Origin of the sequence: Liquorilactobacillus oeni DSM 19972, assembly GCF_001436275.1 — a bacterium.
GTDB lineage: Bacteria > Bacillota > Bacilli > Lactobacillales > Lactobacillaceae > Liquorilactobacillus > Liquorilactobacillus oeni.
In genome coordinates this window covers 137,150-154,294 of the sequence record NZ_AZEH01000025.1, presented here as the reverse complement: position 1 = coordinate 154,294, position 17,145 = coordinate 137,150, and the positions used below count along the sequence as shown (strand labels likewise).

Here is a 17,145-nt window from a genome sequence, read left to right as displayed (position 1 = left end):
GCAGCTTAAGTGCTGAAATTAGAAAAATTGAATAAAAGTTTCAATGGGCACCGTGTCTTGGACAGTATTTCAACAACTTTTCCTGAGCATGAAACAACAGTGATCTTGGGGCCTTCCGGTTCAGGAAAATCAACTTTGTTGCGTTCGCTTAATCTGCTTGAAAGACCTGAATCCGGTCTTTACCGTTTTGACGATGAGCTTTTTGATTTTGCAAAGGGTTTTTCTACTAAAGAAGTTCTCAAAATCCGTAGAAAAACAGAGATGGTTTTTCAAGACTACAATCTTTTTCCGCACCTGACAGTGTTGAAAAATATTACTGAAGGACCGATTCAAGTGCTGCATGAAAAATCCGATCCTGCAAAAAAACGAGCACAAGAGCTGTTAAAAAAAGTCGGTTTAGGCGATAAAGCGGCCGTATATCCCAATCAGCTTTCAGGCGGCCAGGCGCAGCGGGTTGCAATTGCACGTTCACTGGCAATGAAGCCGGAATATGTGCTGCTTGATGAACCTACCAGTGCCTTGGACCCGGAATTAGAACTGGAAGTTCTCAAGGTTTTGCGGCAGCTTGCACAGGAAAAACAGTCGCTGATTATTGTGACACATAACATGGCTTTTGCCCGTGAAGTTGCTGAACGTGTATTGTTCATTGAAAATGGCCATGTATTGTTTGACGGTTCGAATCAAGACTTCTTCAATACCAAAAATAAGAGAATTGTTGATTTTATTTCAGCAATGACATTTGAAAACATATAAAAAGGGTGGATGAAAATGAAATTTAACTTTAAACGCGTAGCTTTATTAGCAGGTATTACTCTTTTAGGACTTACAGTGACTGCTTGCTCTTCTTCTAAGAAGTCAACCGGTTTTCAATCAGATTTGAATCAAAAGGGAACCTTAACGATTGGACTTGAGGGAACATATGCTCCTTATTCTTATCGTAAAGACGGCAAGCTGACCGGTTTTGAAGTTGAGCTGGGAAAGGCGCTTGCTAAAAAAATGAATTTGAAAGCTAAATTTGTCCCGACTAAATGGGACGGTTTGATTGCAGGCTTGGGAAGCAATAAATATGATGTTGTTTTAAATAACATTACACAAACACCTGAGCGTGCAAAAAGTTATCTGTTCTCAACACCATACATTTATTCACGAGCGGTTTTAATTACCCGCAGTGATGAAACTAACCTGAACAGCTTGAGTGATGTTAAGGGAAAGAAGCTGGCTGAGGGAACGGGAACAGACAATGAGCAGACGGCTAAAAAATTCGGTGCTGAAACTGTTCCTTCGGGAGACTTCGCCACAACGGTTTCTTTGATTAAACAAGGCCGTGTTGACGGAACTATTAATTCCAAAGAAGCCTTTTTATCATATCAAAAGAGCAGCTCTACTAAGGGACTTAAGTATAAGGATGTTTCAGACGAAAAAGATCCCGCAAAGATTGTGGCACTCTTTAATAAGAATTCGTCCAAGCTGCGCAAGCAGACTAATAAAGCGCTCAAGCAGCTGCGCAATGACGGGACGCTGAAAAAGCTTTCCGAAAAATATTTCAGTGCGGACATTACAAAATAGCACGGACGGACCAGCACATTTTAACGGAACAAACGGGCGGTTAATAAAGCAGATAACGGGTTAGAGAACTTGTTATCTGCTTTTTTGTGTCTTTTTTCAACAGGCGGTATTTAAAGATCGTCCAGTTATGATTTTATTTTCTTAATTTAAACAGCGCTTTTACCTATCTTTTAGTGCTTTTTTTGACCAAATTATTTTGAATTGTTACTTTTATCATTTTTAGAGAATAAGTGTGATAAGCTGTCTTTAATTATATTTTAATGAAGAAGATGGTACATATGGTACTAACGTTGGTGATAGCCATCGCGCCGATTATTTTTACGCTTGCGCTGGGGTATTTTTCAGGAATGCGCAAACAATTTGATAAAAGCGCCAGTCAGCTTTTTATTGAATTTGTGATGACTTATGCTTTGCCTCTAAGCCTCTTTGGCGGATTGCTCTCAGCCAGCCGGAAAGTAATTATTCATGATCTTCCGCTTTTTTTGTGGCTGGGAGTCGGAATGATTTTTATTTTTATACTATTAATTGCCGTTTACTGCCTCTTGTTCAAGAACTTGGGGCTGGCGGTTCTGCGGGCATTATCAGTGGCGTGTCCCTCAGTACCTTTTATGGGAACCTCGGTTTTAGCAATCATTTTTGGAGGCACGGACAGTATTATCCTAGTAGCGGTCTGCGGCTTATACCTTAACTTGGTTCAAGCACCGTTGAGTGTTTTATTGCTGTCGCTTGCGAAAATACAAAAAAAGGATACGTTCGGTGCAGAAAATTCAGCTGGGAAAATGTTGGTAAATGCTTTGAAGAAGCCGTTGGTGTGGGCACCGATTATCGGTTTTGCACTGAACCTGTCTGGGTTTCATCTGGAAGCAAAGTTTTTGCCGCTTTTTAGCGAAGTAGGACAGACGGCTGGGGGAGTGGCTCTTTTTTCTATCGGTATCATGCTGTATTCGCAAAAGTTCCATTTAACCCTGCCTGTAATTATTAATGTCTTATTGAAGAACATTGCTTTGCCCCTGGTTATCTGGGGAGCAATGGTCTTTTTCCGCGAGAACTTTCGTTTTCAGCAAATGGTAGTTATCACGCTTGCGATTCCAACTGCCGCAATTCCAAGTATGCTTGCAATCCAAAATCATCTCCATGAAGATGAGATTACTTCGACGCAGCTTGCCAGCACACTTTTGTCTGTGGTTACTATGAGTATTTTGCTTGTTCTGCTGCAAGTAAGGTAAACTTCTGTGTGAGCGTTTTAATAGACAAATAACGAAAGTTTCAGTTACGATGAAGGTAACGAAGTTGTTTGTCTCTAGAAATGAAAGGGGTTTAAATCGCATGACCTTTACAGTTCCTACACTACCATACAGCTATGCTGCCCTTGAACCTTACATTGACGAAGAAACGATGCACTTTCATCATGATAAGCATCATCAAACGTACGTTGACAAACTTAATGCAGCACTAAAAGACCAGCCCGAACTTGCAATCCAATCAATCACGCAAATTCTGGGCAAACTGGATAGTTTACCGGACCCCATTAAAACAGCTGTTAGAAATAACGGTGGCGGACATGCCAACCATACTTTGTTTTGGGAGAACCTGTCGCCTAAATTCGATACTGATCCAACAGGGGCACTGTTAGAACAGCTGGAAAAAGATTTTGGCAGCTTTGAAGAGTTTAAGAAAAAGTTTACGGCCGCTGCGCTGGGAGTCTTCGGTTCAGGCTGGGCGTGGTTAGTCAAAGAAGAAGATGGACATCTGGGCATTTTGGCGCTTCCTAACCAAGATTCGCCGCTTTCTCAGGGAAAGAAGCCGCTTTTAGGGCTGGATGTTTGGGAACATGCGTATTATTTAAAATATCAAAACAGACGTCCTGAATATGTTTCAGCTTTTTGGCATATTGTTAACTGGCAAAAAGTTGCTGAAAGATTTGCCGAAAAATAAAAATGAACTGCTTATTACGATAAAAAAAGCCCCTTTTGCTTGGTTTATTCCGGCAAGAAAGGGGCTTTAGTTTTCATTTAACATTTTTTTTAGAGGTTAAAAAGTTAAAAGGGCGGTGAAGACTATTATTAAGATCACGGAGCTGTGGAACGATTTAAAATGGGTGAATGTCAACCAGCTTGGTCTGCAAGAAATTCAAAGGTTAAAAGAGCAGTATGACTTTTTTCCAAAATATACCACTTACTTTCAGGCTAAACGAAAACGAGCTCGTTTTGAATATAATTCTGAAGATAATACCGCTCTTTTTATTTGGCGGGTCTCAAAGAAAAAAGATAAGCTTTTCCAATTTGAAACGGTACCTATCATTTTTATTTTTACAAGCAAAATATTAATTACTGTAATTTAAGATGAAGTGGCATTTGTCAGAGATGACTTGGTAAAAATAGTAAATACTTTTAAACATAAGGACCAGGAAGTGTCTTTAATAAGTATAATATTTAAACTGCTGCTGCAGATCACCAGCGATTATTTTGATCAAATCGATGCAATAAATGAGACGCGGGAAGAACTTTTTCACTACAAAAAAACACCAAGCGGTCATAAAATTGAGCAGCTGGCAGAATTGAATGAAGGCTTGGTTTATTTAACGACGGCGGCGGATAATAACGTGATTGCGATCAAGCAGTTTTTGATAGTTGCCGACTCTAAAGACAACTTTTTACAGTTGAACCCGACCGAAAAAGAACAACTGGGCGAAGTAAAAATAGTAGCTGAAGAATGTCAGCAAATGACACGGATCAGCTCTGAAGTACTCGAGCGAATTTCTACAGCTTATACTAATATAATTAATAACAACTTGAATAATATTATGAATTTTCTAACCATTTGGTCCTTGGTATTGGCAATTCCGCCAATTATTTCTGGATTTTACGGGATGAATGTCTACCTTCCGTTTGCAGGTCATTCGTGGGCGTGGATCTTTTCCATCATAATCTCCTTGCTGCCCATTCTGTTACTGCTGTGGATATTGCATCGTTTTCATGATCTTTAAAAAGTTTTGTTGTTTTCGAAGTAGGCTATCAAATGATCACGGGTATTTCCAAATTCCAGTAAATTGTCGTCGGTATCAAAACCGTAAGGCTGTCTTTCCAGATGTGCTACAAAGTGGTGCGCATATGCACGCAACCAGTCATTGTCAGCCACAATATCTTTATTTTCAGACAAGTTTAACAACTGCTGGTCATTATCGATGTTTTTTTTTAATTGCCGGTATCCACGTGCTTTTTGCTCTTCATCAAGTATACTGAAAATATTCTGTTCTTCTTTGGCATACTCGTTAATCCGGGCAACAATATAGTTTTTGGTTATAGAGTCAGCTATCCTTAAAGTTTCCATTAGTTTACCCTCTTATCTTGAAGAATTTACCAAGTCGTTTAAAAACAGGCAGCAGCTTGAATAACTAGGCGGGGTTTACTCAGCTGCTTTCTCGTTTTGAGATCAGCTTTTCGTTGGTGAAATAAAAAGTGTACGTTTTGGTGGTGTTTTTGTCTCTGTAAGTCAAAGTGGCATAGGTATTACTGCCATTGCGAAATACCGTTGCTCTAGTCGGTTCGCCCAAAGTGTTGATTATTGTGTCATAAGCAATGCCGTTTTGCAAAGAGTCAAAGACGCTGCTGTTGATTTTTTTATCCGTATTCTGGTATCTGTTCAGGGTTTTGGTATTGATTCTATTGCCGACTGTATAAACAGATACATAAGCAGTTTTACTTGGAGTAAGATACCAAAGATACATACTGCGTTCTTCACCGGTACTTTTAGTTTTTTGTGTACTGTCAGGTCTGCCTAATTGCTTAGTTAAGTCAGTAATAGTTGTAGCATCGTCATCAATACTTGAAGATGCCAATTTTATTTTGTCGAAGTCTTTGATTGAGTAGGTGCGTTGTGTTAGTTCTTTCTTAGTAAATTTTTTGTATTTATTATCAGTTATTTTAACGAATTTATTTTTTTTCAGAAACTCTTCGCTTTTTTTCAGGCTGATTCTATTGCTTTTAGTATTAGAATAGTACATTCCTGGCAGCTGCTTAATTTTTTTCAAGTTAACTTTTTTGTAGTCTATCGTCAATTTTTCTTTTGCATAATTTTTTCCGTAGGTAATTTTCTCAGTTAAACCTGTGATTCCTTGAAAGCGTTTGGAAAGCGGGTCGAGTATCTGCTTTGCACTTTCTTTATCTGAAGCCCCGAGTGCAGAATAGAGGATCGTGCTGCGTGTTTCTTGCCGTGTAACCCTGTCTCGGCGAGCATAGTATGTTAAACGCATATCGATTCCATTGCCGAAGCGTTGATAGTGGACCTGTTTTTCTGGTAAAAGACTGCAGCCTGATAGTAATAAGGTAAAGATAAGGACTATAAAAGCGCTTCCTAAAAAGTGCTGCCGTTTCATTGCGAACTCCCCCTTTTATCTTATCTGCTAAAGCTGGTATACATCTTATGGCTTTATCTTATCTGATAGGAGAGTCTTTGAAAAGCTAATAGCCTTAAAACGGGCTTTAATTAGAACTAGCCATTTGTTTTTGCAAAGGTTAAAATGAAATTGTTTATTGAGTAGTTAGTTTGACAGCTGACTAAGATAAGAACAGAAACTGCTATTGTGTATAGAAAAAGTGTACAAAAAGTTGTATCTGCTTTAGTCTTAAAACTGGGAAAACGATTTTTAAAGAGGGTAATTTTAATGATTTGGATACATCTGTCAGCATGGCTTATTTTACTAATATTGACGTGGTTTGGGTTAAAAACTTCGCAAAAAAAGGCAAAAGTCTGCGCCATGGGGGCTAGAATCTGTTATATAATTGCCATTATCAGCGGTTTTTGGCTGTTCAAGTATGCTTGGCAAAGAGACGCAATGTTGACCATAGTTAAGCTGCTTATTGCATTTGGTTCGATTGGTTTTATTGAAGTTGCATTTGCTGAAAAATTACATGGGCGTTTCTCAAGAAAGCTCTTTTTGTTAGCGGTCGGAAGCTGCTGTTTAGTTGGAGTTGTCGGTTTTATCCTGGCACAGGGGCGGCCGTTTATTTAGGATTGAGTTTAAAAGTTTCAGAGGCCTTGAAGCAAAAAGTGAAATAAAAAATAGCCTGGCCGCAGTCTAGTTAGAGTGCTCAGGGAAGATAACGGGAGAAAGAAAATGCAGGGGTTATGGAACTTAAAAGACAATAAGACATTCTGGGAGTACGCGGGGATAGCTTTGGGGACTTTGGTATATACGATTTCTCTCAACTACTTTCTGCTTCCTACCCGCTTAGGTGAAGGCGGCGTAGTCGGTTTGACTACAATGTTCTATTATACTTTGGGAATTCCGCTATATCTTACCAATTTTATTTTAAATGGAATTTTGATTGTTGTGGGATACCGTTTTTTAGGCAAGAAAACAGTAATACGTTCTTTGTGGGCCATTGTTTGTTTGACTGTTTTTTTGAAATTTCCAGTTATAGCTGTTTATCATACTGATCAGACCGTCATTCCCACAATGGTCAGCGGTGTTCTGACAGGAATTTCAATGGGCATTATTTTACGCTGCGGCGGTACAATTGCCGGTAGTACAATCTTGGCTAAAATAGCCAATCGTTATTTGGGGGTACAAACCGGCTCGGCAACTTTGTTTTTTGATCTGGGTGTTGCGGCTCCGATGGTTTTTATAATCGGTTTTCAAAATACACTGTTAACGATTCTGCAGCTCTACATTGCAGCCGTTCTTACGAATCAATTTCTAGCACGGGTAGGCGCTAAAAAAGCGATTTTTATTATTTCGGATTCCCATGAATCAATCGCGGCCTCTCTTTCAAATGAACTGCATCAAGGAATCACAGTTTTTAAAGGGAGGGGTTTTTACAGCGGAAAAGAGCAGACTATGCTTTACTTGGTGTGTACTTCTCCGCAGCTAACAAAAGTAGTTCCAATTGTTGAAAGTGTTGATGCCAAGGCATTAATAGTTGTGGAGCATGTTCGCAGTGTGCGGGGGCTGCAGATGCATCAGCTGTTGTAATAAACCAGATTTTTAAAAGGACTGAGCCAAATAATTTTTGGACTCAGTCCCTTTGTTTTAACCTGAAATAGACAAACTTCAGCCTTTTGTGCTTGACCACGAATGCTGACAATCAAATTAGACTAGGCTCGTAATTCGCAGTTAATGCTAAAAGCCTAACAACTACTGGCATACTCCAGATCTATTGACCGCTGTATTTATTTTTAATGGTGAAGTTTTTAGAAATATGGACACTAGGTTTTTTGGTAACATCAGCTCCATAATATTTCTTTGCGAGTCGCGAAAGAGTTCCATCTTTTCTAAGCTTTGCGAGTTCAGCATTAATCTGTTTTTGCAGCTGCTTGTCATTTTTATTGATAACAATTCCTTCGCCCGAACCATCTTCATTAGTAGTAAAATACATGTTTGGGATGATCTTGAGGCCGCTGTTAGGAACTGCTTTAAGAGCTAATTTCTGCAAGTAATAATCATTCATGATGAAGTCAGTTTTACCATTTTTAACATCTCGCAGATAGACGCCATTGGTGACGTTGTCATAATTAACAGGCTTAGCGCCCAATTGTTCAGCAAGTCTTTGATAGCTTGTCCCTGATTCACCTGCAGAACGTTTTTTCTTGAGATCAGCCCAAGTATGAATATTAGAATCGTCGCTTGCACGCACAACCAGACTATTAAAGGAATGTTTAATAGGAGTGGACAGCAGATAACTTTTTTTGCGGACAGGAGAGATTGCAAAGTCATTGATTGCTACTTCTGCTTTTCCTGCTTTGACAGCAGTCAGCATACCATCAACGTTGTATTCCTTGAATATTATTTTTTGGTGCAGTTTTTTAGCAACTGCGCGGATGACTTCGATATCATAGCCGGTCAGTTTTTTTGTTTTAGAATCATGATATGAAGTTGGATACAAGGTCCCGGAAGTAGCCACTGTCAGAGTACTTTTATTGCCAAGTCTATTTTTACCGAAGATGATAATGCCAAAGATACAGATAATTACCAGTAATAAAGAGATTAACCATTTTTTTCGCAGCATATGTAGGTTCCTTTCTTTTACTTAATAATTGAAATATAAATTTATTACAGCTTTATAATAACTCCTAGAAAGCGATTTCACAATAGGAAAGAGTGGCTGCCGTAACATAAGTTATTAATGATGAAGACGCTGTTCGGTCAACTGTTCAAGCGCACTTAGGCCGCAGCAGACCAGCCAGTAAATAAATGCAATTACAATATAAATAGTCATATAATCTTGGCTGGCTCCCGCGACGATTTTCGCCTTCATGAACATTTCTGACACAGTAATCATTGCAGCAAGCGAGGTGCCTTTAAACATATCCAATAAGACGTTGCCAAGAGAAGGAAGTACGATGCGAAAGGCTTGCGGAAGAATTACATATTGCATTGTTTTGATATTTGAAAGCCCTAGGGCACGCGCTGCATCATATTGAGTTTTATTAATTCCGATCAATGCTGAACGGTAATATTCGGCGATAAAAGCGCTGGAAACAAGTGTCATTGACAGAATTGCTGCTGGAATTGCGTCCATGTTTGCGCCAAAGTATGTCAGAAATAAAATAACAAGTATAGGTACGCCTCTGAAAAACGAGATGTAAAAACGAGCAAAAAGGCGGAGAAGTGAATGTTCATTTATGCGCAGCAATACTATGAAAACTCCAACGATATTTGAAGTAATAAAGCAAACAGCAAGAAGAATTAATGATAGCGGCAATCCGCTTAAAATAGTAGGAAGCGAATGAATTGCGAGTGTCGGATCGAATAGATTCATTATGGGATGCTCCTTAACATAGAAGAAATCATTTTGGTTGACTGTTCATATACATAATAACGCTAAAATAGTGAAAGCGTTTAAAAACCTGCATAATAATTAATATCCATGAATGTTAAGTTAAGAAGAGTCTTATCGTTAGAAAGCGGCTTGAATTGTTATGAGGAAAGGTCTCATCAAGAAATGTCAGTAAACTTAGTTGTAATTAGAAACAAAAAAGGAGTGTGCCAATAGTCGTTAGGCTTTGAGCATTAACTGCTAATTACGAACATAGTCCGAATTTGACTATGAGTAATTTGTGATTAAGCGGAAAAGACTGACTATTGAAACACGTTGATATGAAATTGCAAAAGAGTCCAAAAAAACTGAGCCAAAACATAAGTTTTGACCCAGTCCCTGTTGTACACAACTTACAGCCATCTGTCCATTCTGACTGACCTCAGTTGATTAATTATCTGTTTGATTTTTAGATTGCCGTGGAGCAGTTTTTTGCGTAACTTGATTTTCTTCAAAATAACTCTGTAAACGCCGCAATTCATTAACCTGCGATTCGATAGAACCAAGCATTTCTGTTTGGATTTTTTGAATCTGTAAAATATTCGGTTGATCTTGCTGAATTAAGTGATCAATTTTTGAATGTAATACCCGAATCTCTTCTTCTGATTTTAAATTAACATGGTAATCGTTACGCGATTCCATCCGATCATACTTAGCAGCACGATTTTGGCTCATCATAATTAATGGAGCCTGAACCGCAGCTACCATACTTAAAAAAAGATTAAGCAAAATGAAAGGAAAAGAGTCGAATTTCACTCCAAACAAGTGAAACGTATTGACTAAAATCCATAAAACCATTAATGAAACGAAAGAAATAATAAAGGGCCAACTACCCCCGAAGCGGGCAACAGCGTCCGCTACCCTTTGACCAAATGTCAACGAGTTTTCCAATTGCTTCTGGACATCGATCACTTCATAAGCATCTTTTTCCATCACTCTTGTGAGCTTTTGGTTGATGCGATGATTTTGCCGATAATCCTTAGCAATCATCTGATCCATCCGTTGTAGACGATAATGGACCAGATGCTCACTGCAAATAAAGTCTTGGTTTGCTGCCTTTGGAAAGTCCCGGCGAATCAACGCTTTAATAGAACCATCCAAATCTTCTAGGAAAACGCCATCTATTAAATCATATTCCTTATGATCTACTAGACAAAAGACTGTACGCTTTTGTTTCATGAGATAAAGCACCTCAATTACTTAAAATGCACGTACAGCAAAGCTTATAAGCGGGTTAATTTCCCGTACTTTTAAGCTTTGCAAATGCGCGGGACCATCGTCGCTTGCTGAACATATATGATTATCTGACATAATTAACCCACCTGCCTTTCCTAGAAACCAAGCTACTTTGCAATCACATTAATTGTAAGGGACATCTGTTTTATTGTCAAACTATTTGTAGAACTGAATATTTTTAGAAATAAAATATATTAACAATTAAAAGGGTATAACAAGGGAAAGACTGATTATTGAAACATGTTAATATGGAAACTGCAAGAGAGTACAGAAAGACTGGACCAAAACACATGTTTCGGTCCAGTTCTCTTAACTTTTATATTTGGAAATGAATTGATGTCATTCACTTACAAGGCATATTTTTACTACTTGCTGCAATACCAGTTCTGATTTTATTTGTTCTAAAGTGCTTCCCATGCAGCTGATGAGATGGTAGGGAAGAGATTAATAATCCGACCCACTTGAGAAGAATCAAGTTTGAATTCAAGCGCTGGCAAAAGTGCATTGATTACATCTTCCGCGTGTTCGCTGATTTCCGTAGCACCTACCAGATGATGCTGCTTATCAAATGTCAGAATATTTTCACCATACTGTTCACTTTCAACATGCCGGTACCAGTTATCTAAAATATTATTATGCACATTCGAAAAAGCAGGATCGCTTTCTGCTTTAACCGGGGTTATACCCACCTTAGCAATCCGAGGAGATGTAAATACGACAGAAGGGATTGCGGGATAGTCTATCGGCGATGTTGTTTCACCAGTAAAAAGCTGTTGCAGATATTTTGATTCAAAAATTGCCGTAGGTGTTAACTTAGGCTGTTCTTTTTTGATAACATCTCCGCTGGCATAGATATTCGGAACAGTAGTCTGCAAATGGTCATTAACGATAATACCATCGTCATCATAAGCAACTCCGATTTCTTTTAACTTTAAGCCCGCAATATTCGGGTCTCTTCCGGTAGCATCAAGTATCCAGCCGGTTTCAATCATTTTTGCATCATTAATATGAACTTGTTTTGAACCGTATGCCGCAGAAAAGGCAGTAATATCAGCATTTTTGATGAACTTAACTCCGCGTTTTTCTAAAAGTGCAAGTAATTTCTCAACAAATGGCTGATGAAACTTGCGTAAAGCTTTGTCATGGTGCATTAAAACCGTAACATCTGAACCGAACGCATTAGCAATTGTTGCAAATTCAAGGCTAACATAGCCGGCTCCGATAATGGTTATCCGTTTAGGCAGTTTTTGCAGGTTCATAAATTCACTGCTGTCATGAGCAAGCTGTCTTCCGGGAATATCAAGCCTGTGAGGATGCAGCCCTGTTGCGATGACTATTTTTTCAGCGGAATATCTTTTTGCATTGACTTCAATAGTATGTGCATCAACAAAATGTCCCCATCCTTTAATCAGTTTGATGCCGTTATCTTCCATCAAGCCTGCAATAAAGTCGGGCAGCTCTTTGATTACGTCTTGCTTATGCGCAACTGTAGTTTTCCAATTAAGGTTAATGGGATAAGAAACCTGTTGTTGCATAGCTTCAGCTGTACGCTGTAATGCAACAGGGGCATCCAAAGTGATCTTCGCATTGCAGCCGCGATTGGGGCAGGTGCCACCAACTAAGCCGCTTTCAACAACTGCAACTTTTTTACCTTTGGCAGCTAGCGGAATGGCGCCATCAAAAGTACCATGCCCGCTTCCTAAATATAAAACATCATAATCAAAAGCTTTTGTTGACATAAGTTAACCTCCTATTTCGTTATTGACTATATGGTAAGAATAGCGCAGCTTAGGAGGTGATACAAAAAAAATGCCTGCTATAGTGATCGTTGCTGTTGTGCCAAGAAGGCCACAGCAAAATCTTTATAAAATGCAGTCGCTTTGAGATAAGTTTCGATTTCTACGTATTCATTACTTTGATGAGAAGTATCAGAACCGGGACCGATTTCAAGAAAGTTGAAGTTGCCTTGTGCTTGTAAAAGCTCTGAAGCATCGTTTGCGCCCAGCCCGCCGCTGATTATCGCAGGATGAGGCCAGTGTTTTTGGTAGATTCTTTGTGCTACTTGAATTATTTCAGATTGTGGGTCGCCCGCAATCGCTTCTTCTGGGAAACTGTAGCTGATAGACAAGTCATAACCTGGGCGTTCATTTAGTTCAGACACTACCTTTTGGAGTGCTTGAAAGAAAATATGGTTTGGATATTGAGGAATTGTTCGAATATTTCCCATTAACTCGGCATACGAAGGGATACTGTTAACTTGTTCTCCCCCTTTAATCTTGGTAATGCTATGAGTAACCTTTCCTAAAACAGGGTCGGCAGCAGTAAGTTCTGCTAGACGCTGTTTTGCTAGTTTATAGAAGCTGAACAGGTTATCGATTGCGTTGATACCATCTTGAGGGGCAGCGCTATGTGCTGCTTTACCATTGGAAACAACTCGATAATCAATCACTCCCCGTGCAGTGTAAACTATTTCACGCATATCATCAGTAGGTTCAGCGACTAGAAGTCCGGCTAAGTTATCCGCATAACCCTTTTTTACCAACTGAGCGGCACCATATTCTCCAGTTTCTTCTCCAATACTGGCTAAAAGGCGGATTCGACCTGCAAAAGAGACATCTTCTTCAGCCAGTTCAAGCATTGCAACCACTAAAGCTGCTAAGCCGCTTTTCATATCAGAAGCTCCTCGGCCGTAAAGACGGCTTCCTTTAATTACAGGTTGAAAAGGAGGTGTTTGCCAATCCGCTTCTTTCCCAGGATCGACCACATCCATATGACCGCTGAAGCCCAAGAGCGGGCCCTTATCACCGAGTGTGACCACTAGATTGTCACGGTTGGGGGAGTAATTGACTTTCGTGCATTTTGCAGTTGGAATTTTTTTAAAGAGATTTTTTATAAAATCAGCTACTTCAGTTTCATTGCCATTAACCGATGGAAATGTAATTATTTTTTTTAAGATTGCTATTTTTTGGCTATCTTCCACATTAACGTCTCCTTTTGCTTGCAGCAATATCTTTTAAGCTAGTATAGCATGCTGCCAAACGGATAAGTATGATAAGTCGGTTTCAACGTTCTGATTTTAATATTAAGAAAACAGCATGATATACTGAAAACATAATTTTTTAAATAGGAGCAGTCAAGATGAAACAAAAGATAAAAGTTGTTGCGGCAGTGATAATTGCTGATGGGAAGGTTCTTGTAGGACAGCGTGAAAAGGGACGCATTTTAGAAGACAGGTGGGAATTTCCAGGAGGAAAGGTCAATTCTGGAGAAACATTGCAAGCCGCATTAAAAAGAGAAATTCAAGAAGAATTAGGGGATCAGCTTTCTATCAGTGAGCGTGTTTTTGAGACAGCTGTTATTGAACACGAGTTTGCTACGATAGAGTTGACACTTTTTTACGCAAAACTTTTATCTTATAATCTGCAACTGCACGCTCATACTAAACTGAAGTGGGTTTTTCCAAATGAATTGGCTCAGCTTGACTGGATACCAGGAAATGTTCCTTTAGTTAAGCGGCTCATAAAAAACTTGAAGAAAGAAGGAAAGCTTAGATGACAGAAAATATTGCTGCAGAACTGCTTTCCTCTGTATTGGGAGGATTTATTGATAAGGAAAAGAATTCTGCTACTGAGGAATTTTCCCCTAGGCTGCTTAGCAATAAAAAAGGGGATACGGTGTGGGACCACCTTAAATACGAGTTGCAAAATTGTTCGCACTTTACCTTTGCAGTGGCTTTTATTACCTCGGATATGCTCGTTCCTTTAAAAGTGGTTTTAGCTGATTTAGCAAAGCAGGGCATCAAGGGGAAAATATTAACCTCTGATTATCTTTCTTTTAACCAGCCTAAAGTTTTTAAAGAACTATTGAAGATTCCGAATATAACTGTGAAAGTTTCTGTGCAATCTGGGTTTCACGCCAAAGGTTACTTTTTTGAACACATAAAGGAAAATTATGTCTCTGCAATCATCGGCAGCGCCAACCTGACACGTGCTGCTTTGCTTGCTAATTATGAATGGAATATCCGGCTGTCTTCTTACACAAATGGTGAAGTAACGCAAGAATTGCGGCAAAGTCTTAAAGAAGCTTGGCAAAATGCGGTTCCTGTAACTTCTACGTGGATTAAGACTTACGAACTGGATTATGTACCACAAAACTCTTCTTCCAAAAATAAAGCAGCAACCACAAAAAAACTTTCGCTGCCGCAAATTAAACCTAACAAAATGCAGCAAGATGCTTTGAAAGAACTGCATAATTTACGTGCGGGCGGTGGCAAGAGAGGATTAGTCATTTCAGCTACTGGAACCGGGAAAACATATCTGGGAGCATTTGATGTTCAGCAGTTTAAACCAAAAAAACTTTTATTCGTAGTTCACAGAGAGCAGATTCTGGAAAAGGCTATGAGCAGTTTTAAAAGAATTTTAGGAGGAGAAAGTTGTGATTACGGTATACTTTCTGGCAACCGCTTTGATCAAAATGCAAGATACTTGTTTGCAACGATCCAGACACTGTCTAAGGATGCTGTTTTAAAGCAGTTTTCTAAAGAAACCTTTGACTATCTGCTGATAGATGAAGCTCATCGTGCAGGAGCAAAGACTTACCGTAAAGTTCTTGCCTATTTTAAGCCGCAGTTTTGTCTGGGGATGACCGCAACACCCGAACGAAATGACGATTTTAGTATCTACCAGCTCTTTGATTATAATATTGCATATGAAATCAGATTGCAGGATGCCCTTGAAGAACGGATGCTATGTCCCTTCCACTATGTTGGAATTCAAGATTATGAGTACCAAGGCAAGGTTATTGCAGATCAGACACCACTGCGTTTTTTAGCTTCAAAAAAACGGGTTGATTATCTACTGAAACAGCTTAATTACTATGGTTACAGCGGTAATAAAGCTCGCGGCCTGATCTTTTGCAGCCGTAAGGATGAAGCAAGGAAAATAGCGCAGCTACTGTGTGAAAAGGGGCATCCCGCAGCAGCTTTGAGCGGTGAAGATACTATTGATTACCGCCAAAAGGCTGTCTTGAAGCTTGAGCAAGGGGAGCTTGAATATCTGGTTACGATTGATATTTTTAATGAAGGGATTGATATTCCGAGTATCAATCAGGTTGTAATGCTTCGCAGTACCCAATCGAGTATTGTTTTTATCCAGCAATTAGGACGCGGGCTGCGTAAGGCCGCTGAAAAAGATTTTGTAACCATCCTTGATTTTATCGGCAACTATAAAAATAACTATTTGATACCACTATCTTTAACAGGAGACAAATCACGCAGTAAAGATAGTGTACGTGAAGATCTTGCTGTGCCGCCAGTTATTGGGTTATCGACTATTAACTTTACGAAGGTCGCACGGGAACGGATTTATGAGGCAATTCAGGCTGTAAAACTGGATTCGTTAGCTTCCTTACGTAACGGTTATCGGGAACTGAAACAAAAGTTGGGACGGATTCCATTATTATTTGATTTTCAAAAATTCGGAACAGTCGATGCTGCCGTATTTGCAGAGAACCATTTGCTGGCAAATTACTATCATTTTTTATTGAAGATGAAAGAAAATGTTTTTTTAAGCGCATATGAAGATCAAGTGCTGAGTTTTGTTACTAAAGAACTGCTTAACGGAATGCGCAGACATGAATTATTGCTGTTAAGTATGCTGATGGAACAAGCTCAGATAACAGATAGTGAATATATCAACTTATTGAAAAAGCATAGTTGTTATTACGATGAACAGACGTTGAAATCAGTGTCGCAGATTCTTAACCTGAACTTTTTTAGAATAAAAGCTGGCAAAAAGCTTAAGTCAAAGGCGTATGGTGAAAGGCCAATAGCGGAACACAAAAACGGCAGCTATCGTTTGAATGCGGATATCCAAGCTTCTTTAGCCAAAAAGTCTTTATTCAGCCGTCTTTTCAAAGATGCCTTAAACACTGGACTGTATAAAGCGCGTGATTATAAAGCGGATCGGCCTTTTACACTGTACCGCAAATATACACGCAAGGATGTCTGCAGGCTCTTGAATTGGGAAAAAGATGTCAGTGCCCCAATGTACGGGTATCGCGTAGGCTCAAGAGCCTGTCCCATCTTTATTACGTATCTTAAAGATGATCCCGAAAAAAAGCGCAGTGCAAGTTATGAAAATGAATTTATTAATACCTCTTTAATCCGCTGGTATACTCGCAGTCCGCGCCACCTATACTCAACTGAAGTCAAGCAGCTGCTGCAAGCGGATGAGGACGGTGAAAATATCGTTAAACCTTACCTTTTCATTAAAAAAAGCGATGCAGAAGGCAAAAGCTTCTTTTATTGCGGTGAATGCAGCATTGAAAAAGATTCTGCTGCAGAACAGCTGATCTCAGTTCCGCATAAAAAGGCGCGCAGTGTAGTTTCCATGATTCTAAGGCTGAAAATGCCCCTACAATATAATCGGTTTCTTTCACTGACAGGCAAAGGATAGGCAGAGTTTTATTTAATAAGCAGTATTTTTACGATATCATTATGATATCATAAGAAACAGGTTAAGAGGTG

At 39.3% G+C, this 17,145-nt stretch carries 15 protein-coding genes and 1 pseudogene; 9 read left to right on the top strand and 7 right to left on the bottom strand.

Translation table 11 applies throughout. The annotated features are described in order from the left end of the window. Positions 1-9: 9 nt before the first annotated feature. The 5 genes and pseudogenes from FD46_RS03520 (at position 10) to FD46_RS03495 (ending at position 4,552) form a co-directional block, all read left to right on the top strand. Positions 10-753 (top strand): amino acid ABC transporter ATP-binding protein, encoded by a 744-nt coding sequence (locus FD46_RS03520; RefSeq protein ID WP_057895806.1) that lies wholly within the window; start codon positions 10-12, stop codon positions 751-753. 15 nt (positions 754-768) lie between these two features. Next, on the top strand, positions 769-1,566 hold the full coding sequence (locus tag FD46_RS03515) for a transporter substrate-binding domain-containing protein (RefSeq protein ID WP_057895805.1): 798 nt from the start codon (positions 769-771) through the stop codon (positions 1,564-1,566). A gap of 260 nt (positions 1,567-1,826) precedes the next feature. Beyond that, positions 1,827-2,792 (top strand): AEC family transporter, encoded by a 966-nt coding sequence (locus FD46_RS03510; RefSeq protein WP_235805547.1) that lies wholly within the window; start codon positions 1,827-1,829, stop codon positions 2,790-2,792. Positions 2,793-2,892: 100 nt separating this feature from the next. After that, complete coding sequence (locus FD46_RS03505) at positions 2,893-3,501, top strand: superoxide dismutase (protein WP_057895803.1); 609 nt, start codon at positions 2,893-2,895, stop codon at positions 3,499-3,501. A 115-nt stretch (positions 3,502-3,616) separates the two neighbouring features. Further along, positions 3,617-4,552: pseudogene (locus FD46_RS03495) on the top strand (magnesium transporter CorA family protein). On the opposite strand, the gene FD46_RS03490 reads toward FD46_RS03495, so the two are convergent. Continuing rightward, positions 4,549-4,896, bottom strand: coding sequence for a hypothetical protein (locus FD46_RS03490; RefSeq protein WP_057895800.1), 348 nt, complete (start codon positions 4,894-4,896; stop codon positions 4,549-4,551). The pseudogene FD46_RS03495 and the gene FD46_RS03490 sit on opposite strands and share 4 nt — an antisense overlap. 79 nt (positions 4,897-4,975) lie before the next feature. Next, the gene (locus FD46_RS03485) at positions 4,976-5,941 is read right to left on the bottom strand and encodes a DUF1307 domain-containing protein (RefSeq protein WP_057895799.1); all 966 of its coding nucleotides are present in this window, start codon (positions 5,939-5,941) and stop codon (positions 4,976-4,978) included. Positions 5,942-6,229: 288 nt separating this feature from the next. Here FD46_RS03485 and FD46_RS03480 point away from each other — a divergent pair, with 288 nt between their 5' ends. Together FD46_RS03480 and FD46_RS03475 are read left to right on the top strand one after the other, a co-directional pair. Beyond that, positions 6,230-6,577 carry a YisL family protein gene (locus FD46_RS03480; protein ID WP_057895798.1) on the top strand — a complete coding sequence of 116 codons (348 nt, stop codon included), beginning with the start codon at positions 6,230-6,232 and terminating at the stop codon, positions 6,575-6,577. A 105-nt stretch (positions 6,578-6,682) separates the two neighbouring features. Next, positions 6,683-7,540 carry a YitT family protein gene (locus tag FD46_RS03475; protein WP_057895797.1) on the top strand — a complete coding sequence of 286 codons (858 nt, stop codon included), beginning with the start codon at positions 6,683-6,685 and terminating at the stop codon, positions 7,538-7,540. Between the two features lie 181 nt (positions 7,541-7,721). On the opposite strand, the gene FD46_RS03470 is transcribed toward FD46_RS03475, so the two are convergent. The 5 genes from FD46_RS03470 to FD46_RS03450 all read right to left on the bottom strand — a co-directional run bounded on the left by FD46_RS03470 (position 7,722) and on the right by FD46_RS03450 (position 13,626). After that, positions 7,722-8,573 carry a transporter substrate-binding domain-containing protein gene (locus FD46_RS03470; protein ID WP_057895796.1) on the bottom strand — a complete coding sequence of 284 codons (852 nt, stop codon included), beginning with the start codon at positions 8,571-8,573 and terminating at the stop codon, positions 7,722-7,724. Between the two features lie 114 nt (positions 8,574-8,687). Continuing rightward, positions 8,688-9,326, bottom strand: a complete 639-nt coding sequence (locus tag FD46_RS03465; RefSeq protein ID WP_057895795.1) for an amino acid ABC transporter permease — start codon at positions 9,324-9,326, stop codon at positions 8,688-8,690. Between the two features lie 447 nt (positions 9,327-9,773). Beyond that, entirely contained in the window at positions 9,774-10,562 is a 789-nt protein-coding gene (locus tag FD46_RS03460) for a DUF1003 domain-containing protein (protein ID WP_057895794.1), read from the bottom strand. 458 nt (positions 10,563-11,020) lie between these two features. After that, entirely contained in the window at positions 11,021-12,358 is a 1,338-nt protein-coding gene (locus FD46_RS03455; RefSeq protein ID WP_057895793.1) for a dihydrolipoyl dehydrogenase family protein, read from the bottom strand. Between the two features lie 77 nt (positions 12,359-12,435). Continuing rightward, positions 12,436-13,626: an ArgE/DapE family deacylase gene (locus tag FD46_RS03450; RefSeq protein ID WP_338040979.1), complete on the bottom strand. Its 1,191-nt coding sequence runs from the start codon at positions 13,624-13,626 to the stop codon at positions 12,436-12,438. Positions 13,627-13,757: 131 nt separating this feature from the next. Between FD46_RS03450 and FD46_RS03445 the strand changes: the two genes are divergently transcribed. Beyond that, on the top strand, positions 13,758-14,174 hold the full coding sequence (locus FD46_RS03445; RefSeq protein WP_057895791.1) for a (deoxy)nucleoside triphosphate pyrophosphohydrolase: 417 nt from the start codon (positions 13,758-13,760) through the stop codon (positions 14,172-14,174). Next, positions 14,171-17,074 carry a DEAD/DEAH box helicase gene (locus FD46_RS03440; protein WP_157047082.1) on the top strand — a complete coding sequence of 968 codons (2,904 nt, stop codon included), beginning with the start codon at positions 14,171-14,173 and terminating at the stop codon, positions 17,072-17,074. Before FD46_RS03445 ends, FD46_RS03440 begins: the two co-directional genes overlap by 4 nt. Positions 17,075-17,145 lie beyond the last annotated feature (71 nt).

Bases quoted from the DNA above. Each gene is read 5' to 3' on its own strand.
- FD46_RS03445 (WP_057895791.1), top strand. From the start codon at position 13,758: ATGAAACAAAAGATAAAAGTTGTTGCGGCAGTGATAATTGCTGATGGG.
- FD46_RS03485 (WP_057895799.1), bottom strand. From the start codon at position 5,941: ATGAAACGGCAGCACTTTTTAGGAAGCGCTTTTATAGTCCTTATCTTT.
- FD46_RS03460 (WP_057895794.1), bottom strand. From the start codon at position 10,562: ATGAAACAAAAGCGTACAGTCTTTTGTCTAGTAGATCATAAGGAATAT.
- FD46_RS03515 (WP_057895805.1), top strand. From the start codon at position 769: ATGAAATTTAACTTTAAACGCGTAGCTTTATTAGCAGGTATTACTCTT.
- FD46_RS03470 (WP_057895796.1), bottom strand. From the start codon at position 8,573: ATGCTGCGAAAAAAATGGTTAATCTCTTTATTACTGGTAATTATCTGT.
- FD46_RS03505 (WP_057895803.1), top strand. From the start codon at position 2,893: ATGACCTTTACAGTTCCTACACTACCATACAGCTATGCTGCCCTTGAA.
- FD46_RS03480 (WP_057895798.1), top strand. From the start codon at position 6,230: ATGATTTGGATACATCTGTCAGCATGGCTTATTTTACTAATATTGACG.
- FD46_RS03490 (WP_057895800.1), bottom strand. From the start codon at position 4,896: ATGGAAACTTTAAGGATAGCTGACTCTATAACCAAAAACTATATTGTT.
- FD46_RS03475 (WP_057895797.1), top strand. From the start codon at position 6,683: ATGCAGGGGTTATGGAACTTAAAAGACAATAAGACATTCTGGGAGTAC.
- FD46_RS03510 (WP_235805547.1), top strand. From the start codon at position 1,827: ATGAAGAAGATGGTACATATGGTACTAACGTTGGTGATAGCCATCGCG.
- FD46_RS03455 (WP_057895793.1), bottom strand. From the start codon at position 12,358: ATGTCAACAAAAGCTTTTGATTATGATGTTTTATATTTAGGAAGCGGG.
- FD46_RS03465 (WP_057895795.1), bottom strand. From the start codon at position 9,326: ATGAATCTATTCGATCCGACACTCGCAATTCATTCGCTTCCTACTATT.
- FD46_RS03440 (WP_157047082.1), top strand. From the start codon at position 14,171: ATGACAGAAAATATTGCTGCAGAACTGCTTTCCTCTGTATTGGGAGGA.